Origin of the sequence: Azospirillum baldaniorum (assembly GCF_003119195.2) — a bacterium.
Lineage (GTDB): Bacteria > Pseudomonadota > Alphaproteobacteria > Azospirillales > Azospirillaceae > Azospirillum > Azospirillum baldaniorum.
On sequence record NZ_CP022254.1, the window covers coordinates 672,680 to 697,435 of the forward strand.

24 protein-coding genes are annotated in these 24,756 nt (G+C 68.3%); 11 read left to right on the forward strand and 13 right to left on the reverse strand.

The window, feature by feature from the left end:
• Positions 1 to 25: 25 nt before the first annotated feature.
• On the reverse strand, positions 26 to 820 hold the full coding sequence (locus Sp245p_RS17485; RefSeq protein WP_014197451.1) for a GGDEF domain-containing protein: 795 nt from the start codon (positions 818 to 820) through the stop codon (positions 26 to 28).
• A gap of 248 nt (positions 821 to 1,068) precedes the next feature.
• Positions 1,069 to 2,055, reverse strand: coding sequence for a 2-hydroxyacid dehydrogenase (locus tag Sp245p_RS17490; RefSeq protein ID WP_109138708.1), 987 nt, complete (start codon positions 2,053 to 2,055; stop codon positions 1,069 to 1,071).
• 105 nt (positions 2,056 to 2,160) lie between these two features.
• Here Sp245p_RS17490 and Sp245p_RS17495 point away from each other — a divergent pair, with 105 nt between their 5' ends.
• Together Sp245p_RS17495 and Sp245p_RS17500 are read left to right on the forward strand one after the other, a co-directional pair.
• Entirely contained in the window at positions 2,161 to 3,039 is an 879-nt protein-coding gene (locus Sp245p_RS17495) for a cell envelope integrity EipB family protein (RefSeq protein WP_211108751.1), read from the forward strand.
• A gap of 163 nt (positions 3,040 to 3,202) precedes the next feature.
• A complete protein-coding gene (locus tag Sp245p_RS17500) occupies positions 3,203 to 3,421 on the forward strand; it encodes a hypothetical protein (protein ID WP_014197454.1) in 219 nt (72 codons plus the stop codon).
• 112 nt (positions 3,422 to 3,533) lie between these two features.
• Here Sp245p_RS17500 and aspS read toward each other — a convergent pair whose 3' ends face one another.
• On the reverse strand, positions 3,534 to 5,363 hold the full coding sequence (gene aspS, locus Sp245p_RS17505; protein WP_014197455.1) for an aspartate--tRNA ligase: 1,830 nt from the start codon (positions 5,361 to 5,363) through the stop codon (positions 3,534 to 3,536).
• Positions 5,364 to 5,529: 166 nt separating this feature from the next.
• Here aspS and rnd point away from each other — a divergent pair, with 166 nt between their 5' ends.
• Entirely contained in the window at positions 5,530 to 6,696 is a 1,167-nt protein-coding gene (rnd, locus tag Sp245p_RS17510; protein ID WP_014197456.1) for a ribonuclease D, read from the forward strand.
• 264 nt (positions 6,697 to 6,960) lie between these two features.
• Positions 6,961 to 8,250 carry a hypothetical protein gene (locus tag Sp245p_RS17515; protein ID WP_040134396.1) on the forward strand — a complete coding sequence of 430 codons (1,290 nt, stop codon included), beginning with the start codon at positions 6,961 to 6,963 and terminating at the stop codon, positions 8,248 to 8,250.
• A 170-nt stretch (positions 8,251 to 8,420) separates the two neighbouring features.
• Here Sp245p_RS17515 and Sp245p_RS17520 read toward each other — a convergent pair whose 3' ends face one another.
• Together Sp245p_RS17520 and Sp245p_RS17525 are read right to left on the reverse strand one after the other, a co-directional pair.
• A complete protein-coding gene (locus Sp245p_RS17520) occupies positions 8,421 to 9,974 on the reverse strand; it encodes a Ppx/GppA family phosphatase (RefSeq protein WP_109138709.1) in 1,554 nt (517 codons plus the stop codon).
• Positions 9,975 to 9,993: 19 nt separating this feature from the next.
• A complete protein-coding gene (locus Sp245p_RS17525) occupies positions 9,994 to 12,141 on the reverse strand; it encodes an RNA degradosome polyphosphate kinase (protein WP_014197458.1) in 2,148 nt (715 codons plus the stop codon).
• Between the two features lie 217 nt (positions 12,142 to 12,358).
• On the opposite strand from Sp245p_RS17525, the gene Sp245p_RS17530 reads away from it, so the two are divergent.
• Both Sp245p_RS17530 and Sp245p_RS17535 read left to right on the forward strand, forming a co-directional pair.
• Positions 12,359 to 12,877: a SixA phosphatase family protein gene (locus Sp245p_RS17530; RefSeq protein ID WP_014197459.1), complete on the forward strand. Its 519-nt coding sequence runs from the start codon at positions 12,359 to 12,361 to the stop codon at positions 12,875 to 12,877.
• A 71-nt stretch (positions 12,878 to 12,948) separates the two neighbouring features.
• Positions 12,949 to 14,547, forward strand: coding sequence for a CYTH and CHAD domain-containing protein (locus Sp245p_RS17535; RefSeq protein WP_014197460.1), 1,599 nt, complete (start codon positions 12,949 to 12,951; stop codon positions 14,545 to 14,547).
• Between the two features lie 75 nt (positions 14,548 to 14,622).
• Here the strand turns inward: Sp245p_RS17535 and Sp245p_RS17540 are convergent, their stop codons facing one another.
• Complete coding sequence (locus Sp245p_RS17540) at positions 14,623 to 15,537, reverse strand: LysR substrate-binding domain-containing protein (RefSeq protein ID WP_014197461.1); 915 nt, start codon at positions 15,535 to 15,537, stop codon at positions 14,623 to 14,625.
• A gap of 72 nt (positions 15,538 to 15,609) precedes the next feature.
• Here Sp245p_RS17540 and Sp245p_RS17545 point away from each other — a divergent pair, with 72 nt between their 5' ends.
• The gene (locus Sp245p_RS17545) at positions 15,610 to 16,092 is read left to right on the forward strand and encodes a DMT family transporter (RefSeq protein WP_014197462.1); all 483 of its coding nucleotides are present in this window, start codon (positions 15,610 to 15,612) and stop codon (positions 16,090 to 16,092) included.
• Positions 16,093 to 16,132: 40 nt separating this feature from the next.
• Complete coding sequence (locus tag Sp245p_RS17550; RefSeq protein WP_014197463.1) at positions 16,133 to 16,732, forward strand: FMN-dependent NADH-azoreductase; 600 nt, start codon at positions 16,133 to 16,135, stop codon at positions 16,730 to 16,732.
• 77 nt (positions 16,733 to 16,809) lie between these two features.
• Here Sp245p_RS17550 and Sp245p_RS17555 read toward each other — a convergent pair whose 3' ends face one another.
• From Sp245p_RS17555 to Sp245p_RS17575, 5 genes are all read right to left on the reverse strand, one after another.
• Positions 16,810 to 17,589 (reverse strand): SDR family oxidoreductase, encoded by a 780-nt coding sequence (locus Sp245p_RS17555; RefSeq protein WP_014197464.1) that lies wholly within the window; start codon positions 17,587 to 17,589, stop codon positions 16,810 to 16,812.
• Positions 17,528 to 18,292 (reverse strand): HdaA/DnaA family protein, encoded by a 765-nt coding sequence (locus tag Sp245p_RS17560; RefSeq protein WP_052584373.1) that lies wholly within the window; start codon positions 18,290 to 18,292, stop codon positions 17,528 to 17,530. The genes Sp245p_RS17555 and Sp245p_RS17560 overlap by 62 nt, the downstream gene beginning before the upstream one ends.
• 27 nt (positions 18,293 to 18,319) lie before the next feature.
• Complete coding sequence (locus Sp245p_RS17565; RefSeq protein WP_014197466.1) at positions 18,320 to 19,381, reverse strand: AI-2E family transporter; 1,062 nt, start codon at positions 19,379 to 19,381, stop codon at positions 18,320 to 18,322.
• Positions 19,378 to 19,938 carry a CDP-alcohol phosphatidyltransferase family protein gene (locus tag Sp245p_RS17570; protein ID WP_014197467.1) on the reverse strand — a complete coding sequence of 187 codons (561 nt, stop codon included), beginning with the start codon at positions 19,936 to 19,938 and terminating at the stop codon, positions 19,378 to 19,380. Before Sp245p_RS17570 ends, Sp245p_RS17565 begins: the two co-directional genes overlap by 4 nt.
• Positions 19,939 to 20,041: 103 nt before the next feature.
• Positions 20,042 to 21,481 (reverse strand): DUF2066 domain-containing protein, encoded by a 1,440-nt coding sequence (locus tag Sp245p_RS17575; RefSeq protein ID WP_014197468.1) that lies wholly within the window; start codon positions 21,479 to 21,481, stop codon positions 20,042 to 20,044.
• Between the two features lie 156 nt (positions 21,482 to 21,637).
• On the opposite strand from Sp245p_RS17575, the gene purM reads away from it, so the two are divergent.
• From purM to Sp245p_RS17590, 3 genes are all read left to right on the forward strand, one after another.
• Complete coding sequence (purM, locus tag Sp245p_RS17580; protein ID WP_014197469.1) at positions 21,638 to 22,672, forward strand: phosphoribosylformylglycinamidine cyclo-ligase; 1,035 nt, start codon at positions 21,638 to 21,640, stop codon at positions 22,670 to 22,672.
• Positions 22,660 to 23,328, forward strand: coding sequence for a phosphoribosylglycinamide formyltransferase (gene purN, locus Sp245p_RS17585; protein WP_014197470.1), 669 nt, complete (start codon positions 22,660 to 22,662; stop codon positions 23,326 to 23,328). Before purM ends, purN begins: the two co-directional genes overlap by 13 nt.
• Before the next feature lie 99 nt (positions 23,329 to 23,427).
• Positions 23,428 to 23,577 (forward strand): aa3-type cytochrome c oxidase subunit IV, encoded by a 150-nt coding sequence (locus tag Sp245p_RS17590; protein WP_014197471.1) that lies wholly within the window; start codon positions 23,428 to 23,430, stop codon positions 23,575 to 23,577.
• Between the two features lie 42 nt (positions 23,578 to 23,619).
• On the opposite strand, the gene Sp245p_RS17595 is transcribed toward Sp245p_RS17590, so the two are convergent.
• Together Sp245p_RS17595 and ndk are read right to left on the reverse strand one after the other, a co-directional pair.
• Positions 23,620 to 24,099 (reverse strand): hypothetical protein, encoded by a 480-nt coding sequence (locus Sp245p_RS17595; RefSeq protein WP_014197472.1) that lies wholly within the window; start codon positions 24,097 to 24,099, stop codon positions 23,620 to 23,622.
• A gap of 172 nt (positions 24,100 to 24,271) precedes the next feature.
• Positions 24,272 to 24,694, reverse strand: a complete 423-nt coding sequence (gene ndk / locus Sp245p_RS17600; protein WP_014197473.1) for a nucleoside-diphosphate kinase — start codon at positions 24,692 to 24,694, stop codon at positions 24,272 to 24,274.
• Between the last annotated feature and the right edge of the window lie 62 nt (positions 24,695 to 24,756).

Below are 24,756 nucleotides of genomic sequence, written 5' to 3' on the forward strand. Positions count from 1 at the left end.
CGATCCGCGCGCCGCGCGGCCCGGCTCAGGCGGTGGCCCGCCGGTTCGCCGCGGAACGTGCGACGGGCTGTGCGGCCTTGCGCCCCGGCGAGCGCAGGCGGCGTCCGGCCTTGTTGCGGTACATGTGGGAATCGGCGAGGCGGACCACCTCCTCCTCACGGTCGTCGGCCCCATAGGGCTGCACCCCGAAGGAGAAGCGGATCGGCAGTTCGGCGTTGCTCCACGGGACGCCGCGCCGGCACGCCATCGTGGCGATCTGCCGGGCACGGGCGGCGCCGCAGGCCGCGTCGGTGTTCGTCAGCAGCAGGGCGAACTCGTCCCCGCCCAGGCGTGCCACCACGTCCTCCTCGCGGACCGCACCGACGAGCAACCGGGCGATCTGGCGCAGATAGGCGTCTCCGGCCATGTGGCCATGGGTGTCGTTGATCCGTTTGAAGCCGTCCAGATCGATGATGACCAGCACCCCGCCGCCCTTGCCGTTTCCTTTGGCCCGCTGCCGCCGCGCGGCGGCGATCTCGCGCCGGAAATGGCTGAAGAAGCCGCGGCGGTTCAGCAGCCCCGTCAGCTCGTCCGTCATGGACAGGCTTTCCAGATAGGCGATCCGTTCACGCTGCTCGGCGATGGTGGCGCGGGCTTCGGCAAGTTGGCTTTCCAGGGCCGACGCGTCCACGGTCACGGGCACCGCCGAATGGGCGATGCGGGAGCCGCGCAAAGGGGGCATTCGCAGCAGACGGTCGTGGGTCCCACGGTCGAAAGGCAGTCCGTCGTGATGCTCGGCGGCAATGACGTCCGGGTCCTGGGTGGTCACGACGGCGCTCATGGGCTTTCTCCACATGATCGGCACTGGCTGCGCCGAATTCACAGCAATCGCCGTGCCACATGAGGATTTCCAGAAGCCTAGGCCTTTCGTCCCGGCAACTTCTGCCGGGCAAGGCCGCCCCTGGGCAGATTCTGCCCGGAGAACGGCCCATTACGGAAAATTTTATCTATTTTTGATTTATTTTCTATTTTGAACGGTTTTCGAACAAGTGGCCTGTCCGGGATCGGACAGGCCCGCTCGCGTCACCGTCACACCACGCGGTCCGGTGGCGCCGCCCCGGCGAAGAAGGCGTCCAGATTGTCCAGCGCCTTGAAGCCCATGGCGTTGCGGGTTTCCACCGTGGCGCTGCCGAGATGCGGCAGCAGGAAGGCGTTCTCCAGCCCGCGGTAGCCGGGGTGCAGGTTCGGCTCGTTCTCGAACACGTCCAGTCCAGCGGCGGCCAGCCGTCCGGAAGCCAGGGCAGCGATCAGGGCCTCGTCGTCGACCACGGAGCCGCGGGCGGTGTTGACCACGATGGCGCCCGGCGGCAGACGCTCGATCCGCTCCGCGTTCAGCCAGCGGGTGGTTTCCGGAGTCGCCGGGAAATGCAGCGACAACACGTCGCAGACCGCCAGCATCGCCTCGGGATCGGCGTGGTGGACGGCCCCGGCCTCCTGCTCCGCGGGCAGTCGGCGCCGGTTGGAATAGTGGATGGTCATGCCGAAGGCCCGCGCCCGCTGCGCCACCGCCTGCCCGATTCGGCCCATGCCGATGATGCCCAGCCGCTTGCCGCCGAGATGGGTGCCGAGAAGCTGGGTCGGCGTCCAGCCGGTCCAGGCGTCGGCGCGGATCATCCGCTCGCCCTCCGAAGCGCGGCGCGCCGCGCCCAGCATCAGCAGCAGCGCGATGTCGGCCGTCGCGTCGGTCAGCACGTCCGGGGTGTTGGTGACGATCAGGCCGCGGGCCTTGGCCGCGTTCAGATCGATGTGGTCGGTGCCGACCGAGAATGTGGCGACGATCCGCACGCCCTTGGGCAGGGCCGCGATGGCCGCGGCGTCCAGCCGGTCCCCGGCGGTGCAGAGGATGCCCTCGGCGCCGGCCTCCGCCGCCAGGGCGGCGATGTCGGCACCGGACAGCGCGCGGTCCCGCGGGTTCAGCCGGGCGTCGAAATCGCGCGCGGCGCGGGCCTCCACCGCGTCGGGCAGGCGCCGGGTCACCAGGAGTACGGACCGTGATGCGGGAGAGTCGCTGCGCATGAATCTGTCCTCAGCCTTCCGTTTATTCGGGGGGTCGGGCCTTCCGCTCCGACGCCGAAACACCCATAATCCATCCGACGCTGCCAATCACCTGTGGATGTCGCTTTGCAGAACCGCCGCTCCGCCGCCCGCCTCGCCCTTTGCGCGACCTTCGGCGCGTTCTTGGTGTCCCTGACCGCCCTTCCCGTCACCGGCGCGGCCCAAGCAGCCCCCGCCAACGCGGCCGGCGCGGCGGTGGGAGCGGCGGCCGGCGCCGCGGCGAACATCCTGCCTCATCGTGCCGTCTACAAGATGTCGCTGCTGTCCGCCCGCAACAGCTCCAAGGTCAGCGACGTGCGGGGCCGCATGCTGTTCGAATGGGCCGACGCCTGCGACGGCTGGACGACGGAGCAGCGCTTCCAGCTCCGCTTCGTCTACGCCGAGGGCGATGAGATGGCGATGACCACCAACTACACGACGTGGGAGGCCAAGGACGGTCAGCGTTACCGCTTCAACGTCCGCAAGCTGATCAACGGGGAGGAGGACGAGGAGGTGCGCGGCGACGCCCGGCTGGCCAAGGACGGCACCGGCACCGCCGCCTTCTCGAAGCCGGAGCCCCAGGACATGGAACTGCCCCCCAACACCATGTTCCCGACCGCCCACACCCTGGCGGTGCTCGACCATGCCGGCGCCGGCGAGACCTTCTTCAACCGGGTCGTCTTCGACGGCGCCGATTCGGAAGGGGCGACCGAGGTGTCCACGGTCATCGGCGCGGCCATCCAGGCCAAGGAGGACGGCGCCGACCCGCTGCTGAAGGGCAAGAAGGCGTGGCCGGTGCGCATGGCCTTCTTCCCGCTGAAAAGCGATTCGGCCCAGCCGGAGTATGAGATGAGCCTGCGGCTGCTGCAGAACGGCGTCGCCGAATCCATGCAGATCGACTACGGCGATTTCACCGTGAACGCCATTCTGGAGAAGGTGGAGGCCCTGCCGAAATCGGGCTGCTGACCGCCGAGCGCAAAGGCACGATTGCAAAGGTCACAGCCCATGGCGCATTTCGTTACAATTCATTTTGCCATCTTTTGAGGAAACTGGCCTAAACTGTGCATGGTGCGTGACCACACCGCCGCGGATTCGTGTCGCGCACCGACAGCAGGATGAGGGTTTTCCTATGGCCAAGAAGCAGGTTTTGGTGGGACAGGTGTTCCAGACCGTTGGCGCGACCAACGGGCGGTCCTGGCGCGTGCGGGAGACCGTGACCCTGTTCGGCATCCCGCATGCCCGCGTGGTCAGCACGGAGGACGAAGGCGACGCGAAGACGCTGAGCTGCCTCGTCCTGGTCGACTCCAACTATTACCGCATGATCGGCTCCGGCACCGTCGCGGCCTGACGCCACTCCGTTCCCAACAAGAAAGCCCCCCGGCCTCGCGGACGGGGGGCTTTCTTGTTGGACCGCCCTTCCCTCCCCGCCGAAGCGGGAAGGGAGGGAAAATCCCGGACCGTCAGGTGGCGGCCTTCGGCGCCTCGGCGGCGACCTTCGGCTTCGGCAGGTCCAGCTTCAGGTGCAGTTCGCGCAGGCGCGCCTGATCCACCGGGGCCGGGGCCTGCATCAGCAGGTCCTCCGCGCGCTGGTTCAGCGGGAAGGCGATGACCTCGCGGATGTTCGGCTCGTCGGCCAGCAGCATCACGATGCGGTCGATGCCCGGGGCCGAGCCGCCGTGCGGCGGGGCGCCCAGCTTGAAGGCGCTGAGCATGCCGCCGAAGCGGGCTTCCAGCTCCTCCGGCGGGTAGCCGGCGATCTCGAACGCCTTGTACATCAGTTCCGGCAGATGGTTCCGGATGGCGCCCGACGACAGCTCCACGCCGTTGCAGACGATGTCGTACTGGTACGCCTTGATATCCAGCGGGTTCATCGTGTTCAGCGCCTCCAGGCCGCCCTGCGGCATGGAGAAGGGGTTGTGGCTGAAGATGACCTTGTTGGTCTCCTCGTCCAGCTCGTACATCGGGAAGTCGACGATCCAGCAGAAGCGGAAGGCGTTCTTCTCGATCAGGTCCAGCTCTTCGCCGATCTTCGTGCGGGCGAAGCCGGCCAGCTTGGCCGCCGGGCCCGGCTGGTCGCAGACGAAGAAGACCGCGTCGCCGTCCTCCACGCCCGCCGCCGTGCGCAGTTCCGCCTGGGCGGCCTCCGGCACGAACTTGGCGATCGGACCCTTGCCGCCCGCCGCCTCGAAGATGATGTAGCCGAGGCCCGGAGCGCCGAGGCCGCGCGCCCAGTCGTTCAGCTTGTCGAAGAAGCTGCGCGGCTTGTCGGACACCTTCGGGGCGCGGATGGCGCGAACCACGCCGCCCTTCTCCAGAGTCTGCTTGAAGGCGCGGAACTCCACGTCGTCGCGCTTGAAAACGGCGGTAACGTCGGTGATCTCCAACGGGTTGCGCAGGTCCGGCTTGTCGTTGCCGTACTTCAGCATCGACTCCGCGAAGGAGATGCGGCGGAAGGGCGGCTTGTCGATGGCCGGCGGCGTCTCGCGGCGGAAGCCGCCGAACTCGTCGAAGATGCCGTGCAGCACCGGCTCAATGGCGGCGAACACGTCCTCCTGGGTGACGAAGGACATCTCGAAGTCGAGCTGGTAGAACTCGCCCGGCGAACGGTCGGCGCGGGCGTCCTCGTCACGGAAGCAGGGGGCGATCTGGAAGTAGCGGTCGAACCCGGCGACCATCAGCAGCTGCTTGAACTGCTGCGGCGCCTGGGGCAGCGCGTAGAACTTGCCCGGATGGTTGCGGCTGGGCACCAGATAGTCGCGGGCCCCCTCCGGCGAGGAGGCGGTCAGGATCGGCGTCTGGAACTCGGTGAAGCCCTGGTCGATCATGCGCCGGCGCGCCGACGCGATGACGCGCGAGCGCAGCAGGATGTTCTCGTGGATGCGCTCGCGGCGCAGGTCGAGGAAGCGGTAGCGCAGGCGCACGTCCTCGCCCGCGTCGGTGTCCTGGTTGACCTGCAGCGGGATCTGCTCCGCCTCGCCCTGCACCGACAGCTCGGCGATCTGCACCTCGATGCGGCCGGTCGGCAGGCGGTCGTTGATGGTCTCCGCCGTGCGCTTGACCACCTTGCCGGTCACGGTGATGACCGATTCCAGCTTCAGCCGCTCCGCCGCCTGGAAGGCCGGGTTGGAGGTGTCGACCACGCACTGCGTCAGGCCGTAATGGTCGCGCAGGTCGATGAACAGGAGCTGTCCATGGTCGCGCTTGCGGTTGATCCAGCCCGACAGGCGGACAATCTGACCGGCGTTCTCTTCGCGAAGCTGGCCGCAGGTGTGCGTGCGGTAGGGGTGCATGGGTCGAAACACCTTGGAAAAGGTCGGAATCCTGCGCGGAAAGGCGGCCCGACACACCACACCGACAGCGCGGGAATGTCAAGTCGCCATCCGCGTCCGCTGCACACTGGGAGAGTTGCCGAAGGGCGAGCTTTCGCGCGGTCGCGCGCTCGTGTATGAAGCCCGCATGACACTCATCACGACCACCGAAGACCTTGACGCCTTCTGCCGCTCGCTGGCCGGGGTGGACTACATCACCGTCGACACCGAATTCCTGCGCGAGAAGACCTATTGGCCGCAGCTCTGCCTCGTGCAGGTCGGCGCGCCGAACGGCGCGGTCGCCATCGACCCGCTGGCCGAGGGCATCGACCTTGCGCCGCTGTTCCGCGTGATGGTGGACCCGGCCATCCTCAAGGTGTTCCACGCCGCCCGGCAGGACGTGGAGATCTTCTGGCACCTGTCCGGCCAGATCCCCCACCCGCTGTTCGACACCCAGGTCGCCGCCATGGTCTGCGGCTTCGGCGAGAGCGTGGGGTACGAGACGCTGGTCACCAAGCTGGCAGGGGCGCGCATCGACAAGTCCAGCCGCTTCACCGACTGGTCGCAGCGCCCGCTGACCGAGCGGCAGCTGACCTACGCCCTGTCCGACGTGATCCACCTGCGCCCGGCCTATGAGAAGCTGAAGCGCCGCCTCGTCCGCTCCGGCCGCGCCCATTGGCTGGAAGAGGAGATGGCCGTCCTGACCGACCCGGCCACCTATCAGGTGGACCCGGACAGCTCCTGGCTGCGGCTGAAGGTGCGGACCAACAAACCGCGCTTCATGGCCGTGCTGAAGGAACTGGCGGCGTGGCGGGAGCGCGAGGCGCAGCGCCGCGACCTGCCCCGCTCCCGCGTGCTGCGGGACGAGGCGCTGCTGGAGATCGCCGCCCACGCCCCGACCAGCGTGGACGACCTCGCCCGCACCCGCGGCATGGGCCGCGGCTTCGCGGAAGGCCGTCAGGGCGCCGAGGTGCTGGCCTGCGTCCAGAAGGGGCTTGACCTGCCGGAGTCCGAGCTGCCGCGCGTTGAGCCGCGCGAGGAGCCCCCGCCCGGACTGCAACCGGTCGTTGAGTTGCTGCGCGTGCTTCTGAAGATGAAGTGCGAAGAGAACAATGTGGCGTCCAAGCTGATCGCTTCTGCCGCCGATCTGGAGGCGATCGCCGCGGACGACGAGGCCCAGGTGCCTGCGATGCAGGGCTGGCGTCGGGAATTGTTCGGCGACGGCGCGCTGGCTCTGAAGCACGGCCGCATCGGGCTAGCGGTGCTCGACCGTCGTGTCCGCATTGTTCCAGCCGGCAATGGAGAGGGGTCGTAAGCGGCCCCATCCAGAATCATTCCAGAATGGCGCAAGAGTCGGCTTGCCCCGTTACAGGTTCAGTCAGCGTCGCGACGTTTAGCCAAAATTATGAAACAATTCATCGCAATTAACAGCGCTTTAAGGCATTGTTAAAAAAGGTCAGGGCTAATAAGTCACGGGCTCCGTATCCATGCCGTGTATCGGCCCGGTGTGGTTCGCGGATGGAATTCTCGCCTATAAGGTGCGCACACGCCCTATGCGCACACCCGGGGGATTTCGCGTATGAGCAGGTTCGGCGGCAAACCACCCATGGGACGCGACCGCGTCCGCCTCTCCACGACGGAGAAGCAGGCTGCCGTTGCCGCCGCGAAGGACCAGAAGCCCGAATTTGACAATGACAAACTGCTGAATCTGCTCCGCTCCGCGAAGTCCGAACTGCAGGGCATGCGCCTGATTCACATGCACCTGTCGCTGCTGCGGGACAAGGACCCGTCCAGCCAGATGATCGTCCGCACGATCATCCAGGAACTGGCGAGCAAGGCCTCCTACCTCCAGTCCTTCAACATTTCCAACGGCGACGTCATCATCCTCTACAAGGGGCTGAAGCTGACCGGCGTCACCGACGTCTGCCAGAAGGTGGAGCAGATCTTCCTGGCCAAGACGACCCTGACCGGGGCAAACCCCTACAAGGAATTCTCGCTCTACTCGATCATGGAACTGGCGTTGAACTTCATCAACGTCATCCGCTTCATCGAGGAGTTGCAGGCCAACGAGACCGGCGATCATTCCAACGAGACCAAGCCGCCGATCACGCTGGAGGAGATGGCGAAGCTCGAGCGCTCCATGCAGATGTTCGACCTGTCGCCCTTCCTGTTCAATCAGGCCATCGCCAACATCGGCCGCAACGCCGAAGAGGACATGGCCTACTTCGAACTCTACATCTCCATCAAGCTGCTTCAGGAACGGCTCTGCCCGGACTACGACATCACGGCCAACAAGTGGCTGTTCAACTATTTCACGGCCAACCTCGACCAGTCGGTGCTGCGCGCGCTGAATCACGGGCTCAGCTTCATGCGGGGCCGGCGCATCGGCATCAACATCAACCTGTCCACGGTCATCTCCACCGGCTTCGTGAAGTTCGACGAGCGGCTTCCCCTCGATTTCCGCGGGCAGGTGGTGCTTGAGATCTCCAAGGGCGACCTGATCGAGAATTTGTCGCTGTTCAACGAGGTCGTGGAATTCGCCCAGGACCGCCGCTATCAGATCGCGGTGGACGGGCTGAATCCGTTCTGGGTGACGAACTTCGATCTGGAATACCTGAACGCCGACTACGCGAAGATTTTCTGGTCCAACGACATGCTGGAGATGGACCCGACCTTCGAAAAGTACTTCATGGAGCGGATCCAGGAACAGGACCGCTGCAAGTTCATCCTGGCGCGCTGCGACAGCGTGTCGAGCCTCGTCTACGCCCACAAGGTCGGCATCACGATGGTGCAGGGCCGCGCCGTGGACAACATCCTGCGCAAGGGCGTGAGCGTCCGCGAAGCCATCGCCCACGCCAAGGTGGCGTGAGGGCCTTTGCAGTTTGATCCCCTCTCCCGCCCCGGGTGAGGGTGCCTGCGAAGCAGGCGGGCGAGGGTCGTGCGAGCATCAAGGCACTGATCCTTGAGGGCACCCTCACCCTCCCACCGCTTCGCGGCGGGTCCCTCCCTCTCCCGGGACGGGAGAGGGGTAAAAAACCTCTACTCCGCCGCTTGCGGCCTAGCCGGCGGCACAATCTCGCCCTTGCGGTTCAGCGCCTTCGCCAGCGCGTCAAGGCGTCGCTGCACCGTCTCGCCGGCCGGTACGCTGAAGTCGTCCGGCAGGGACAGCACCAGCCGCTCCCCCGACACCTTCAGCGCCGTGCGCTGCAGCAGCGCGGTGGCCCCGCCGGTCAGCGTGTGGGCCAGCCGCAGCGCCAGCCCCAACACCAGTGCCTTGCGCGCCTGGGCGTCGCTGAGCAGCGACCGCGGCCCCGCGGTGACCGCGTTGGGCGTGCCCGGACCGTCGATGGAGCCGGCGTAGCGGGCGTAGACGGCCAGCGCCAGGAAGGCCCGCTCGTCATGGTCGATGCCTGGGAAAGGATAACGCAGGATGCGCAGGCAGGCGTGCTCCGCCCGGTAATCGGGATGCTCGGCCCAGCCCACGTCGCTCAACAGGCAGGCGGCTTGCCGCAGCCGCAGGGCCGCGTCGTCCTCCCCGGCGAAGAGGTTGCCGGTCCAGGACACCAGAAGGGCCGGGTCGCCGATGCGGACGAAGCGCTGCGCCCAATCCTCCACCGCGGCAATCAGCGGGTCCTGCCGCTGCGCCTCGGGATCGAGCAGCGCGTACAGATGCCCTTCCCGCAACCCGAAGGCGGAGAACACCACGCTGGACGGCTGGACCATCCGCAACAGCCGTTCGAACACCAGCGCCGCGTAGGGCAGCGTGTCGATGCGGCGGCGGGAGCCGGACATCTTCTCCAGCGAGGAGCGGCTCTGCTTGGCGATCAACGCGGCGAAGTCCCGCGCCTCGGCGAAGGGCACCGTGTAGTGATGGATGATGTGCAGCGGGTGCTTCACATGCTCCATGTGCAGCTTGGCCAGGGCCCGCCAGCCGCCGCCCACCGGGTAGAAGGGCTTCCCGCGCATCTGGGCCAGCCAGTCCAGCTTCTCCAGATGCTGGTCGATGGCGCGGACCAGCCCGTTCGGCTTGGCGGGGTTCAGTTCCATCAGGCGCAACGGCCCCAGCGGCATCGTCAGATGCTCGCCGATCACGCCGCGTTCCAGCCGCACCAGCTCCAGGCTGCCGCCGCCGAGGTCGCCGACCAGTCCATCGGCGGCGGGGGTGCCGGACAGCACGCCCATGGCGGACAGCCGCGCCTCCTCCTCGCCGCTGATGACGCTGACGTCGAGGCCGGTGCGGTCCTTCACTCGCTGGATGAAGGCCGGGCCGTCCGTGGCGTCGCGCACCGCCGCCGTGGCGATGACGTCCAGCCGCCCGACGCGCATGCCCGCGACGAGCAGGGCGAAGCGCTCCAGGGCCTCCAGGCCCTGGATCACGCCGTCCGGGTTCAGGCAGCCGGTCTTCTCCACCCCGCGGCCGAGCCCGCACAGGACCTTTTCGTTGAAGACCGGCAGGGGCGACCGCTTCAGAGCGTCATAGACGACGAGCCGGATCGAGTTGGACCCGATGTCGATGACCGCGATCCGCTCGCCCCTATCGGCGACCTTCTCGACGGCCTTGGTGGCAACCGTGTGTTCCTGCGCCGGCGTCATAAGCAACCGATGTCCTCAATCAGATGACCGTACGCAGCTTCAACCGCGGCGGCGTCTTTTTGCTGCTGAGCGCGCTGCCGCGGCCCGACAGGCTGGGGTTCGTCATGAAATAGTTATGGGCGCTGAACGCGTCCGGACCAGCCTCCACCCGATGATAAACGCCGTCGGGCCCGAGTTTCCAGGTGTTCGCCTCGTCCTTCAGGTTGGCGACCATGATCTGGTCAAGCACCTGCTCGTGCACCGTCGGGTTCTCGATGGGCACCAGCGTCTCGATGCGGCGGTCCAGGTTGCGCGTCATCCAGTCGGCGGAGGAGATGAAGACCTTGGCCTGCGGGCTGGGCAGCGCTTGGCCGTTGGCGAAGCAGATGACGCGCCCGTGCTCCAGGAAGCGCCCGACGATGCTGCGCACCCGGATGTTCTCCGACAGGCCCTTGACGCCGGGGCGCAGGCAGCAGATGCCGCGGATCACCATGTCGATCTGCACGCCCTTCTGCGACGCCTTGTAGAGCCGGTCGATGATCTCCGAATCGACCAGGGAGTTCAGCTTCACCCAGATGTGGGCGGGCTTGCCGGCGGCGGCGTTGGCGACCTCCGCGTCGATCAGCTGGCCCAGCTTCTGGCGCAGCGTGATCGGGGCGATGGCGATCTTCTCCAAGAGCTTCGGCGTGGCGTAGCCGGTCATGTAGTTGAACATCACCGCCGCGTCGTGGCAGAGCGCCGGGTCGCAGGTGAAGAAGGACAGGTCGGTGTAGACCTTCGCCGTGATCGGGTGGTAGTTGCCCGTCCCGAAATGGACGTAGCTGCGCAGCGCCTTGTTCTCGCGCCGCACCACCAGCGACACCTTGGCGTGCGTCTTCAGATCGACGAAGCCGTAGACGACCTGGGCGCCGGCGCGCTCCAGGTCGCGCGCCCAGCGGATGTTGGCCTCCTCGTCGAAGCGGGCCTTCAGCTCGACCAAGGCGGTCACCGACTTGCCGGCCTCCGCCGCCTCGATCAGCGCGGCGACGATCGGGCTGTCCTTGCTGGTGCGGTAGAGCGTCTGCTTGATGGCGACCACCTGCGGGTCGCGCGCCGCCTGCCGGATGAACTGCACCACCACGTCGAAGCTCTCGTACGGGTGGTGGACGACGATGTCCTTGTCGCGGATGGCCGCGAAGCAATCGCCGCCGAAGTCGCGGATGCGCTCCGGGAAGCGGGCGTTGAAGGGGCGGAAGACCAGATCGGGCCGCTCGTCGACGATCAGCTGGCGGGTGTCCGACAGGCCGATCAGCCCATCGAGGATGAACACGTCGTCGTTCGACACGCGCAGTTCGTGGCGCAGGAATTCGCGCAGGTCGGCGGCCATGCCGGCGTCGGTGGCCAGCCGGATGACGCTGCCGCGGCGGCGGCGCTTCAGCGCGCTTTCGAAGGTGCGGACCAGATCCTCCGCCTCCTCCTCGATCTCCATCTCGCTGTCGCGCAGGACGCGGAAGACGCCGTGGGCCTTGACCTGGAACGGCGGGAAGAGCCGGTCGATGAACAGCATCACCAGCTTTTCCAGCTGGATGAAGCGGATCTCCGACCCCGGCAGGCGGATGAAGCGGTCGAGCTGCGCCGGCAGCGGGACCAACGCGTCGAGGTGCCGCCCCTTCACCGGCTCGTGCAGTTGCAGCGCCAGCGAGAAGCCCAGGTTGGGCAGGAAGGGAAACGGGTGCGCCGGGTCCACGGCGATGGGCGTCAGGATGGGGAAGATGTCGTCGAGGAACTTGGCCTCGAGCCAGTCCTTCTCCCCCTCGGTCAGGTCCTCGGCGTCGACCACCATGATGCCGGCCTCGCGCAGGTCCTGCTTCAGGCTGCGCCACATGGTCTGCTGCGCGTTCATCAGCTCGACGATGCGCTGGTTCACCGCGGTGAGCTGCTGGGCCGGGGTCAGGTTCTCGGCGCTGGGGGTCTTCACCCCCGCCGCCACCTGCCCCTTCAGGCCGGCGACGCGGACCATGTAGAATTCGTCGAGGTTGCTGGAGGAGATCGACAGGAACCTCAACCGCTCGAGCAGCGGGTGGTTCGGGTTGGACGCCTCATCCAGGACGCGCTGGTTGAAGGCCAGCCACGACAGTTCGCGGTTGATGAAGCGCTCCGGCGCGTCCGCTTCGATGCAGGTCGCTTCCAAGTCCTGAAGTTCGGTCACAGCAGCCTCGGGCTTTTGCGTGATGGGTGGTGCCGCTACAGTCCGGTCGGGCCGAACCGCCCCGCCGCGGTCGACGGGCCAAGCAACCTACCCCAACTACGTTACGGTTTTGGGTCAGACAGCATAATACTGCCGCCACGATAATACCGCTGCGAAAACAGTCGCACCCCCGGCGCATCCCGCCGGAGCGCGATCCGGACAGGAAGGGACCGCCTCGATGAAGACCCTGTATCTCATGCGCCATGGCAAGTCGGCGTGGGACGATCCCTCCCTGGACGACCACGACCGCCCGCTGGCGCCGCGGGGCAGGAAGGCGGCCCGGCTGGTCGGCCACGAGCTGAAGGACCGCGGAGCGCGCATCGGGCTGGTGCTGTGCTCGACCGCCCGGCGCGCGGCGGACACCGCCGACCGCCTGCTGGAGGTGATGGACGCGCCGGACATCCCGGTGGAGCGCGAGCGGGGCCTCTACCTGTGCGGCGCCGGGGTCCTTCTGGAACGGCTGCGCGATGCGCCCGACTCAGCGTCGTCGCTGATGCTGGTCGCCCACAACCCGGACCTCCACGACCTCGCCCGCGAGTTGACCGGCAGCGGCGAGGAGCGGCACCGCGCGGCGCTGGCGGAGAAGTTTCCGACCGGTGCCTGCGCCGTCATTCTGTTCGAAGCGGCCCGCTGGGCCGACCTGGACAGCGGGGCGGGACGGCTGGCCGATTTCATCCTGCCGCGGAAACTCTCTTAACGCCCTTTTGCCAAATGGGGTATTTCAACCCTTAACAGAGCAGGCCCGGAACCGAGCAGGAGTCGCCCCCCGTGTCTTCCGCGCCCCAGAATGCCGCACCCACCGCGGTCTCCGCCGTGCGCGAGGTGGAGATGAAGCTCCATCTCGATCCGCGCGATCTGTCCCGCGTTGCCGACCTGCCCGCGCTGAAGGAGAAGGCGGAGGGCGCGCCGGCCGTCCGCGACCTGCGCACCGTCTATTATGACACGCCGGACCGGCGGCTGTTCCTGGGGGGCGTGGCCCTGCGGGTGCGCCAGGACGGCGACCGCTTCGTCCAGACGCTGAAGACCATCAACGCCGCCACCCCCGGCGATTCGGCCGCGGTGGCCATCCGCAAGAAATGGGACTGGGCCATCCCCACGGCCGCCCCCGACATGACGCCCCTCGACGCCGAGGGCGTGGCCGCCCTGGTGCCGGAGGACGCGCGGGCGGCGCTGGTTCCGCAATTCACGACGGAGTTCCGGCGCACCACCCTGCTCGTCCGCCCGGACGCCCTGACCTCCATCGAGGTGGCGGTGGACGACGGCCAGATCACCGCCGGCAACGCCTGCGCCCGGATCAGCGAGGTCGAGCTGGAGCTGAAATCGGGCCGCATCGGCCGCCTGTTCGACATCGCGCTGACGCTTCAGCGCCGCGTGCCGGTTCGCATCGGGACGGAAAGCAAGGCGGAGATCGGCGACCGTCTCGTCACCGGGCGCCTGCCCGCCCCCGTCCTGCCGGAACCGCTGGGCCTGACCCCGGTCACCACGGTGGCCGAGGCCTATCGCCACATCGTGCGGCACGGCCTGCGCCTGCTGCTCGCCAACGAGGCCTGCGCCCTGGCCGGCGGCGATGTCGAGGGGTTGCACCAGATGCGCGTCGCGCTGCGCCGCCTGCGCACCGCCATCCGTCTGTTTCGTCCCCTGGCCGGGGTGCCGGACGCCTGCCGCGCCGGGAACGACATCCGCTGGTTCTCCCGCCAGCTCGGCCCGGCGCGCGATTGGGACGTGCTGCTGTCCCACGGGATCGCCCCCTTCGCGGCGACGGAAAAGGCCCCCGCCGACGGAATCGCCGCGCTGACCGCCGCGGTGCGGGAAGCCCGCCGGGCGCCCGCACTGGCGGCGGTGGAGGCAATCCAGTCGCCGCGCTGCACCGGGCTGATCCTGGCGCTCGGCGCCTGGTTGGAAGACGGGGCGTGGCAGTCCGGCGCCGCTCCGGAGGTCCGCTCCCAGCTCGACCGCCCGATGGCCGAGCTGTCCGGCCCCTGGCTGGCCGCCCAGCACGCCAAGGCGTTGAAGGCGGGGGTGTCGAAGGCGGGGCGCGACCTGGACAGCGCCGACGCCGCGGCGCGCGACCGCCTGCGCCGCCGCCTGCGCAAGCTGCGCCACACGGCGGAGTTCTTCCGCGGCCTCTACGCCGAAACCGCGACGGTGCCCTTCATCGCCGCGCTGGACACCCTGTTGGGTGCCCTGGACGCCGAGCACGACGCCGCGGTGGCCGGCGATCGTCTGCGCGGCCTGTCGGCGGACCGGCCGGAGCAGCGGCCCGCTGCCGAAGGGACCACCCGCTGGCTCGCCAAGCAGGCCGACAAGCGCCGCAAGGCACTGCCGGGGTTGTGGAAGGCGTTCCGCGACAAGCCGGTGTTCTGGTGACGGTCTTGCCCCCACCCTAGCCCTCCCCCGCTTCGCACACGTGCGTGGGCAGCCCCGACGTTGGATAGCTACCGACTACACGGCCATCGAGACGACCGCGACCGCGTTGCGCAACCATAGGTGCGCGGGATCGCCGCCGCGCCGTTCATGCCAAACCTGGACGAAGGGAAATGGCGGTATCGGAAACGGCGGCTCGAAGACGGCGACGGCCGGGTCTTGCTCATAGAGCGCAAGGGCTTTCCGGGCCACCGTCAGAACGAGGTCCGTCCCTTGGATCAACCGTGGCGCATTTCCCCAATGCGGCAGCGTGACAGCGATGCGGCGCGTGTGGCCGACGGCGCGCAAGGCCATGTCGATCTCGGTGTTTGCTTCGTCCTTCATCGCAACGAGCACGTGTGGCCGGGCAAGATAGGCCCCGATATCCAGGCGGTCCTGGCTCCCCAGCCCCTCCCGATCCGCAAGGCAAGCGAAGCGCTCGACGAAAAGCTGCTCTGCTTCGATCCGTTCGGGACGATCGGGAAACACACCGACCGCCAGATCGCAGTCCCCGTCCAACACCTGCCGAAGCATTGCTTCCCGGTTCGATTGGGTGATCACCACGTCGATACCCGGCGCTTCGAGGCGCAGCGTTTTCAGCAGACCGGGGAGGACGACAGCGGAGCCGTAATCCGACATCGCAAGACGAAACGTCCGTTTTTCCTTGGCCGGGTCGAAGCCTCCCGGTCCGAGAACCTCCCGGATCTGCCGCAAGGCTTCGGTCAGCGCCGGAGCGATTTCAAGAGCCCTTGTGCTCGGAACCAGTTGCCCGTCGCGGCGTATCAACAGGGGGTCATCGAACAGATGCCGCAGACGCGCGAGCGCGTGGCTGACCGCTGGCTGGCTCATGTTCAATCGGGATGCCGTGCGCGACACATGCCGCTCGGCCATCAGTGCATCGAGGACCACCAGCAGGTTGAGGTCGATGCCACGAAGGGTATTCGTGTCGTGCATGAGCACGATATTATATCAGAATTTCCATCCATGATATGAATACGGCATCTGGTGATGCATGGAGGTTCGACCATGCAAACCAATTCGCTGTTTCTCATCCTGGCCGCGATCATCACTGGTGCGGTTGTTCCGTTTCAGGCCGGGGCCAACGCCGTCTTGGGACGGTCGCTCGGCCATCCGCTGTGGGGGACGGCCGTATCCCTGTGCGTCAGCTTCGCCTGCATCCTGCCCGTCATGGCCTTGGCAAGGGTGGAAGCGCCGACCCTCTCGAATCTGGCGCAAGCGCCCCGCTGGGTATGGATCGGCGGTGTCGTCGGCGTCGTCTACATCACCGGCGCGCTCATGCTGGCGCCGAAACTCGGCGCCGCCGGCTTCATCACGGCGGTCATCGCCGGGCAAATGCTGGCGTCGATCATCATCGACCAATGGGGTCTTGTCGGCCTCCCTCGGAAGCCCGTCTCGTGGTCCCGCCTTGCCGGCCTTGGCCTGATCTTTCTTGGGCTGGTCGTGATGCAGGTGCAGGCGGTCGGCGTGAAGCCACCCGCCAGTTCGTGACAGCACGAAGTTCCTGCCGGCAATTCAAGAAAGATCACCCATGAACCTGCTTCATATCGACTCCAGCATTCTCGGTGAGCAATCCGTAAGCCGCATGCTGTCCAGAGCCGCCGTCGAACGATTGAAGGAACGCAATCCAGCGATCGACATCATCCATCGTGATCTGGTCGCTGTTCCCGTTCCGCATCTGACCGGCGACCATCTGGCGGCGTCCCCGGCCGTGATGGACGACATCGCGTTTGGTGAAAAGCTTCTGGACGAGTTCATCAACGCCGATGTCATCGTCATTGGGGTCGCGCTCTACAACCTGACCATTTCCAGCCAGCTCAAGGCGTGGATCGACCGGATCGTCATAGCGGGGAAGACGTTCCGCTACACGGAGAACGGCTCGGAAGGATTGGCGCAGGACAAGCGGGTGATCCTTGCCGTGGCACGGGGCGGCCTATATCGACAAGGCATGTCCCTGGCCTCGTCCGAACACGCCGAAGCCTACCTTCGGTCGATGTTCGCGTTCATCGGCGTGACGAGGTTCGATGTGATCGTCGCGGAAGGTCTTGCCATCAGCGAAGCACACCGGGAAAGCGGCAAGAAAGCCGCGTTCGAGGCCATATCGGTCCTCGATCCGCGTTGCGATTTCTAGGGGGCACTTTGCCAGGTCCTGCCTGACGGCCCTTGGAGGCGGTCAGACAGGACCCAACTCAAGTCTCAACCAGCCGCCTACAGCGTCCCCGCGTAGGCGCCGCCGTCCAGCAGCACGTTCTGCCCGGTCATGAAGCCGGCGTGGGCCGAGCAGAGGAAGGCGCAGGCGGCACCGAACTCCGCCGGATCGCCGAAGCGGCCGGACGGGTTGTCGGCGCGGCGGATGTCCATTTCCTCGTCCAGGCTGCGGTTGTTGGCCTTGGCCCCGCCTTCCATGGTGGTGCGCAGACGGTCGGTCTCGAAGGGACCGGGCAGCAGGTTGTTGATCGTCACGTTGTGGCGCACGGTCTGGCGCGACAGCCCGGCGACGAAGCCGGTCAGCCCGGCCCGCGCGCCGTTGGACAGGCCGAGGATCGGGATCGGCGCCTTCACCGCCGCCGAGGTGACGTTGACGATCCGCCCGAAGCGGCGCCCGATCATGCCGTCCACCGTCGCCTTGATGAGGAAGATCGGGGCCAGCATGTTGGCCTCGACGGCGCGGACCCAGTCGTCGCGCTCCCAGTCGCGGAAATCGCCCGGCGGCGGGCCGCCCGCGTTGTTGACGAGGATGTCCGGCTCCGGACAGGCGGCCAGGGCGGCGGCGCGCCCCTCCTCCGTCGCGATGTCGCCGACGGCGGTGGTTACGGTGGCGCCGGTCTCCTTGCGGATCTCCTCGGCGGCGGCCTCCAGCAGGTCGCGGCCGCGCGCGGTGATGGTGACCGCCACACCCTCGCGCGCCAGCGCCAGGGCGCAGGCCTTACCCAGTCCCTTGCTGGCTGCGCACACGATGGCGCGGCGTCCGGCGATTCCCAGATCCATCCTCGTCTCCTCCCTTCCCGGCCTCCAGACCGGCCAGCACCTCGCGGGCCAGCGGCACGGTCAAGGGACGGTGCGCGGCCAGCGAGGCGCGGTCAAGCGCCGCGACCACCCGTCCCGCCGCCTCCAGCGACCGCTCCATCCGGGTCAGCAGGTAGGTGATGAGATCCATGCCCGGCCGCAACTGGCGATCGGCGAACAGCTTGACCAGCACGGCGGCGAGCAGGGCGTCGTCCGGCGCTTCCACCCCCACCGCGGGGGCCGCCTTGATGCGGGAGCGCAGGTCGGCCAGCTTCATCCGCCAGCGCGACGGCGGGCGCCGCGACAGCAGGAGCAGATGCCCGCCCGAGTCGCGGGCGAGGTTGTAGAGGTGGAACAGCGCCTCCTCGCGCGCGGGCGCGCCGGCCACCCGGTCCGCGTCCTCCACCACCACGGCGTTGGCGCGGGCCAGCAGGGCGTGCGGGTCGATCTGGTCGAGCGACTCGCCCAAGGCGATGGGGGCGTGGCTGCGCGCCCGCCAGACATGGCCCAGATGCGTCTTGCCGCAACCGTCCGGCCCGTACAGCGTCAGGGCCGGCGCCGGCCAGGACGGCCAGCGGTCGAGCCACGCCACCGCCTCGGCGTTGCTGGGCGCCACGAGGAAATCCTCGCAGCCCATGGCGGCGCGGTGTCCGAGGTCGAGCGGTATCTGGGCCGCTAATGTCATGGAGCAGAGGTCATGAGGCGGGGGCCATCAGGAAGGGGTACCGCGGTAGTAGGGGCTCTCAAGATAGCGCCCCAACGCGAAGCGTGTCAGCACCCCGATCACCGCCGCCACCGGAACGGCCAGCAGGACCCCCACGAAACCGAACAGCGACCCGCCGGCCAGCAGGGCGAAGATCACCCAGACCGCGTGCAGCCCGACCTTCTCACCCACCAGCTTCGGCGTCAGGACGTTGCCCTCCACCGCCTGCCCGAACAGGAAGATCGCGATGACGATGGCGATTCGCCACGGGTCGTCGAACTGCAGAAGGGCCAGCCCGGTGCTCGAAACGAAGCCGAACAGCGAGCCGACATAGGGGATGAAGGACAGCAGCCCCGCCATCAGACCGATCACCAGCCCGAAATCCAGCCCCGCCAGCGACAGCGCCACCGCGTAGAACACACCGAGCACGAGGCAGACCAGCGCCTGCCCACGGACGAATCCGGCCAGCGTCTCGTCGACCTCCCGCGCCTGCTCCCGGATGGTCGCGGCGTGGTGCAGGGGCAGCCAGCCGTTCACCTTGGCGACCAGGATGTCCCAGTCGCGCATCAGGTAGAAGGCCACGATGGGCGTGATGAACATCACCGACAGCACGTCGAACAACGCCAGCCCACTCGACAGGATGTGCTTCAGCACCCGGCCGATCCATCCGACGACGTCCCCGGCGTAGTTGCCGGCGGCGCCCCGCAGCCGCTCCACATCCTCCGGCGACAGGCGGTGGATCAGCCGGTCCAGCATCGGCAGCAGTCGGTCCCGCGCGGCATTGGCGTAATTGGGCAACACCTCGATCAGGTGGGACACCTGCGACTGCACCAGCGGCAGCAGCAGCAGGACCATCAGCACCAGGACCAGGACGAAGGACAGCAGCACCAGCGTCGTCGCCAGCCAGCGCGGCAGGCGCCAGCGCTCGACCCGGTCGACCACCGGGTCGAGCAGATAGGCGACCGCCAGCCCCATCACGAAGGGCAGCAGCATGCCGGACAGGACCCACAGCGCCAGAACGAACAGGCCAAGCCCGATCAGCCAGAAGCGGATCTGCTTGCCCGCCGTCACGGCACCCCTCCGTGCCGGCTGAACAGAAGGCCGCCGCGGTAGACGTAGGCCAGCCCCGACAGCACCGTCGTCGCGGCGCAGACCCAGATCAGCAGGGGCACCAGCTCCCGCCCGAACAGGTGGAAGTCGGGCAGGCCCAGCCCCGCCGGGGCCAGCACCGCCGCCGCCAGCGCAAGCTGCACCGCCGTATTGATCTTGCTGACATAGAGCGGCTGCATCGCCAGCGACTCCTTCAGCGTGTAGAGCAGCATCACCCCACCGACGATCATCAGGTCGCGAAACACCACCAGGATGACCAGCCACAGCGGCAGCACGCCGATGTGGCCCAGCGAGACGTAGACGCTGACCAGCAGCGCCTTGTCGGCGATCGGGTCGAGATAGGCGCCGAGCACCGTGCGGGCGCGGAACATGCGGGCCACCGCGCCGTCCACGGCGTCGGAGACCCCCGCCCCGACGAACAGCCAGAAGGCGACCCCCAGCTCCCCGGCCAGGATGAAGTAGACGGCGACCGGCACCACCAGGATGCGGCCGAAGGTGATGATGTTCGGGATGCTCACCGCGGTGCCTTCTGCCGTTGTCCCTTGCGCCGGCGCCCCGTCAAGGGCCGGTCCCGGCCCGTCTGTAACGCCGCCACGCCCTCGACCGTCACGCCCTCAGCTGTCACTGGCGCGCCGTGCCAGCCGGCAGCGTGCCCAGAATGCGCGGCGGCGCCCCCGGTGCCGCCTGCGGTGCGCCGACCGGCGCCGGCGCCACGCCGGGATAGGCCGACGGCGCGGCGGTGGCCGGCGAGAAGGCGGACGGAGTCACCGGGACGGACGCCGGAGACGCCGCGGCGGGCTGCGCCAGGGACGACGCCCCGGCGCCCTTCGCCAGCACCTGGAGCTGCCATTCCGGCGTGGGCGCGACCGGCGGGAGCGGCTGGCCCGGAACGGGCACCGGAACCGGTGCTGCGACCGCCCCGGTGCGGGCAAGGCCGAGGTCGCGGCGGGCCAGCGCCTGGCGCAGCCGCTCCACGTCGCCGCGGTGGGTCAGCGCGACCAGCGCTTCGTAGCGGCTGATCGACAGCACGTCGGTGCGCGTCACGGCGTTGACCAAGCCCAGCCGCTTGCGCGTCTCCACCCAGTCGTTGAGGCTGGCCAGCGGCACGCGCACCAGCGTCGACTGCTCCGGCCCGCTCGCCACGGTGTTGTCGCGGCGGTAGGATTCGTCAATGGCGGCCGACACGAAGGTCGTCGCGCGGGTCAGGAAGTCGCCGGCCCGGTCGGCCATGTCGGCCTTCACGTTGACCGTCTGCTGGTCCCGCGCGCCGTCGGGCGTGTAGTGGGTCACCTCGACCGCCAGCGGACGGCCGAGATCCAAACCGCCCGCCGGCAGGTCGGTCTTGGCGACGACCACGCCGCCGGCGTTGTAGCGCTGGGCGATGCGGGCCAACGCCTCGGGATCGCCGGACAGCGCCTCGTTCACGCCGATGGCGGAAATGTCGGCCAACTCCCCGTCGGGAACGACCAGCGGCACCAGCGAGGCGCCGGCCGGACGGCCCTCCCAGGCCTCGCGCCAGTCGGTGCGGTCCTCCCACAGCACGGGGCGACCGTCCACGACGGTGACCGGCAGGATCACGTAGGGCCGGGCCGGCGGCTCGACATACTGCTGGCCGCCGCCGGCCAGCGTCTCGCGCACCGGGTTGGGGCGGAAGCGCACGGTGATGCTGCCGACATAGCGGGTGGCCGACACCTTCTCGTCGTCGATCTCGAAGCCCTGGACCAGCCGGGCGAGTTCGATGTCCGACACCCGCGGCACGCTGCTGGCGGTGGGGACGAGGCGCTTGTAAAGCTCCGCCCAGGCCTTCACCTGCGCGTCGCGGATCGCCTGATCGCGGGCGGCGTTGGCGTTGGCGGCGCTGACGTCCACCTTCACGCCCGACACGGTGAAGGGGTCCGCCGCCGGAACCGCTGCGGGCGCCATCCCAGATGTTACCGGAGCCGCCACCGCGGGTGGAGCGGCGCCGGTCACCTGCGCGTCCACGGGGCCGGCCGGAACGGCCAGGGCCACGGTGATGGCGGCGAAGCCCGCAAACAGCGGCGCATGGCGGCGGTGGAGCATTGCAAAGCCTTCCGATTCGAGTATGTTCGGCCCGTTCCCTTATGACCCGGCCCAAAATGACCCGGTTCAGGTGGCCCAGGTATATAGCTCAGCCCAAGCGAGGATACCATCAGCACCCAGTCTAATAACACGTCCGACGCCTACAAGCAGGCCGGCGTGGACATTGATGCGGGCAACGCGCTCGTTGACGCGATCAAGCCGCTCGCCCGTTCCACCGCGCGCCCGGGCTCCGACGCCGGGCTGGGCGGGTTCGGCGCCCTGTTCGACCTGCGCGCGGCCGGGTATCACGACCCGCTGCTGGTCGCCACCACGGACGGCGTCGGCACCAAGCTGAAGGTCGCCATCCTGGCGAACCGGCACGACACGGTGGGCATCGACCTCGTGGCGATGTGCGTGAACGACCTCGTCGTTCAGGGCGCGGAGCCGCTGCTGTTCCTCGACTATTACGCCACGGGCAAGCTGGACGTCGCCGCGGGCCGCGCCATCGTCGCCGGCATCGCGGAAGGCTGCCGTCAGGCCGGCTGCGCGCTGGTCGGCGGCGAGACGGCGGAGATGCCGGGCATGTACGCCGAGGGCGACTACGACCTCGCCGGCTTCTCGGTCGGTGCTGTCGAGCGCAAGGACGCGCTGACCGGCGCCACCGTGCAGGACGGCGACGTCGTGCTCGGCCTCGCCTCCTCCGGCGTGCACTCCAACGGCTATTCGCTGGTCCGCAAGCTGGTCGAGACGTCCGGCCTCGGCTACGACTCGCCCTGCCCCTGGGACGCCGGGAAGACGCTGGGCGAGGCTCTTCTGACCCCGACCCGCATCTATGTGAAGAGCACGCTGGCCGCGGTGCGCGCCGGCACGGTGCGGGCGATGGCCCACATCACCGGCGGCGGCCTGATCGAGAACATCCCGCGCGTCCTGCCGGACGGGCTGGGCGTCACGCTCGACGCATCCAAATGGCCGCTGCCGCCGGTCTTCAACTGGCTGATGAAGACGGGCGGGCTGACCCCGCTGGACATGGCGCGCACCTTCAACACCGGCCTCGGCATGGTCGTCGTGGTCCCGGCGGACAAGGCGCAGCAGGCGGCCGAGATCCTGGCCCAGGGCGGCGAGACGGTCTTCACCGTCGGCACCGTCCACGCGGTCAAGGACGGCGACGCCCGCGTCACCGTCACCGGCATGGACACGGCATGGTCGGCCTGACGTCCAACGCGCTGAAGGTTGGGGTCCTGATCTCCGGGCGCGGCAGCAATTTGCAGGCGTTGATCGACGCCTGCGCCGCCCCGGGCTTTCCGGCGGACATCGCTCTGGTGCTCTCCAACAAGGCCGACGCCTACGGGTTGGAGCGCGCCACCACCGCCGGAGTCCCGGTCGCCGTGGTCAGCCACCGCGACTTCCCCGGCGACAAGCGCGCCTTCGAAGAGGCCATGGACGCGCGCCTGCGCGAGGCGGGCGTCGAGCTGGTCTGTCTGGCCGGCTTCATGCGGCTGCTGTCGCCCTGGTTCGTCGAGCGCTGGCACGACCGGATGATCAACATCCACCCGTCGCTCCTGCCCTCCTTCAAGGGATTGGACACCCACCAGCGGGCGCTGGACGCCGGGGTGCGCTTCCACGGCTGCACCGTCCATTACGTGCGCACGGAGATGGACGAGGGGCCGATCATCGCCCAGGCCGCGGTCCCGGTCCTGCCCGGCGACGACGCCGACCGGCTGTCCGCCCGCGTGCTGGAGGCCGAGCACCGGCTCTATCCCCAGGCGCTGCGCCTGATCGCCGAGGGCCGCGCCCGTGTCGAGAATGGCCGGGTTGCCCTGTCAGGCCCGGCGGCGGACCTGCCGACGCTCATCAACCCGCCGGCCTGAGCGCCCCAAAGGCGCCCATCGGCCAAGCGGAACCCTTGCCGCAACCGTCCGCGCTCCCCACATTCTCCGCCGGAACCATAACAGGGGAGGCAGAGGGCGATGGCGGTTACGGAACACGGCCACAATCCGGTCAGCGAGGATGTCGTCCGCCGCCACGAGGCGGGCTGGCACGCCTTCACCCGCTTCTTGACGCTGGCGACCGCGGGCGTGATCGCCGTGCTGGTCTTCATGGCGATCTTCCTGGTCTGACAGCCTTTTCAAGCGGCCAGCCGGAACACCGTGGCGGGGCGCTTACGCCCCGTCCGGCAGACGGCCGAGCAGCAGGTCGCGCATTTCGCCGACCAGGGCGTCCACCTGCTCCTCCCACGTCTCGGTGCCGCCCTGGATGGCGTGCATGACGTGGGTGGCGAGGTGGATCAGCGCGGCGCGCACGCAATCCTCGGCCGGGAAATCCAGCCCCACCGTGTCCTGAAGGAACTGTCCGAGCTGGTCGGCGGAATTCCAGGGATGGACGACCACCGTGTCGAAGCCGCTGGTCCCCAGGAACACGGCGTTCAGGGCCGTGGCCTGCGCGTTGATCGCGTCGATGGCCGCGTCCTGCTCGACGTTGCCGCGCAGCACCTCCTGGAAGGCCGCCAGGCACTGGTCGACGTAGCCGCGCACCAGCAGTTCCACCACGCCCGGATCGCTCAGGTCGTTCCTGCCCTTCACGAGGGGCGGCAGCGGTTCCAGCAAGGCCGCGACGATCGGCTTGACGTCGGGATTTTCCATGGCGGGGGTACTCCTAGCGGTAGAATCCCCGAATACTCGACTTCGCCACGCCTGTCCACGTCGCCGTGACCCGGCGCGGGCGACAAGTTGCGGGCGGAAGGCCCTGAATCGAAAAGGGCCGCCCCGGTCGGGACGGCCCTTCGCGCAAGACTGCGACGCGGAAGACCCGCGATCAGCCAACCAGCTCGATGCCGGCGAAGAAGAAGGCGATCTCCTGCGCGGCGGTCTCCGGAGCGTCCGAACCGTGCACCGAGTTGGCCTCGATCGACTCGGCGAACTCCTTGCGGATGGTGCCCTCGGCGGCGTTGGCCGGGTTGGTGGCGCCCATGATCTCGCGGTTGCGGGCGATGGCGTTCTCGCCTTCCAGAACCTGGAGCACGACCGGGCCGGAGATCATGAAGGAGACGAGGTCGTTGAAGAACGGACGCTCGCGATGCACGCCGTAGAACTGCTCGGCCTGGGCCTTGGACAGCTGGACGCGCTTCTGCGCGACGATGCGCAGGCCGCCGTCCTCGAACTTGGCGTTGATCTTGCCGGTCAGGTTGCGGCGGGTGGCATCGGGCTTGATGATCGAGAGGGTGCGTTCGACGGCCATGGCGGTGGGCTCCTGCTGGAAATGCGTTATGGGCGCCGCTGGTTTGGCCGGGGCGCCGGTTG

Coding starts and splice junctions, on each gene's coding strand:
- Sp245p_RS17485 (WP_014197451.1), bottom strand. CDS start 820: ATGAGCGCCGTCGTGACCACCCAGGACCCGGACGTCATTGCCGCCGAG.
- Sp245p_RS17490 (WP_109138708.1), bottom strand. CDS start 2,055: ATGCGCAGCGACTCTCCCGCATCACGGTCCGTACTCCTGGTGACCCGG.
- Sp245p_RS17500 (WP_014197454.1), top strand. CDS start 3,203: ATGGCCAAGAAGCAGGTTTTGGTGGGACAGGTGTTCCAGACCGTTGGC.
- aspS (WP_014197455.1), bottom strand. CDS start 5,363: ATGCACCCCTACCGCACGCACACCTGCGGCCAGCTTCGCGAAGAGAAC.
- rnd (WP_014197456.1), top strand. CDS start 5,530: ATGACACTCATCACGACCACCGAAGACCTTGACGCCTTCTGCCGCTCG.
- Sp245p_RS17515 (WP_040134396.1), top strand. CDS start 6,961: ATGAGCAGGTTCGGCGGCAAACCACCCATGGGACGCGACCGCGTCCGC.
- Sp245p_RS17520 (WP_109138709.1), bottom strand. CDS start 9,974: ATGACGCCGGCGCAGGAACACACGGTTGCCACCAAGGCCGTCGAGAAG.
- Sp245p_RS17530 (WP_014197459.1), top strand. CDS start 12,359: ATGAAGACCCTGTATCTCATGCGCCATGGCAAGTCGGCGTGGGACGAT.
- Sp245p_RS17540 (WP_014197461.1), bottom strand. CDS start 15,537: ATGCACGACACGAATACCCTTCGTGGCATCGACCTCAACCTGCTGGTG.
- Sp245p_RS17545 (WP_014197462.1), top strand. CDS start 15,610: ATGCAAACCAATTCGCTGTTTCTCATCCTGGCCGCGATCATCACTGGT.
- Sp245p_RS17550 (WP_014197463.1), top strand. CDS start 16,133: ATGAACCTGCTTCATATCGACTCCAGCATTCTCGGTGAGCAATCCGTA.
- Sp245p_RS17555 (WP_014197464.1), bottom strand. CDS start 17,589: ATGGATCTGGGAATCGCCGGACGCCGCGCCATCGTGTGCGCAGCCAGC.
- Sp245p_RS17560 (WP_052584373.1), bottom strand. CDS start 18,292: ATGACATTAGCGGCCCAGATACCGCTCGACCTCGGACACCGCGCCGCC.
- Sp245p_RS17575 (WP_014197468.1), bottom strand. CDS start 21,481: ATGCTCCACCGCCGCCATGCGCCGCTGTTTGCGGGCTTCGCCGCCATC.
- purN (WP_014197470.1), top strand. CDS start 22,660: ATGGTCGGCCTGACGTCCAACGCGCTGAAGGTTGGGGTCCTGATCTCC.
- Sp245p_RS17590 (WP_014197471.1), top strand. CDS start 23,428: ATGGCGGTTACGGAACACGGCCACAATCCGGTCAGCGAGGATGTCGTC.
- Sp245p_RS17595 (WP_014197472.1), bottom strand. CDS start 24,099: ATGGAAAATCCCGACGTCAAGCCGATCGTCGCGGCCTTGCTGGAACCG.
- ndk (WP_014197473.1), bottom strand. CDS start 24,694: ATGGCCGTCGAACGCACCCTCTCGATCATCAAGCCCGATGCCACCCGC.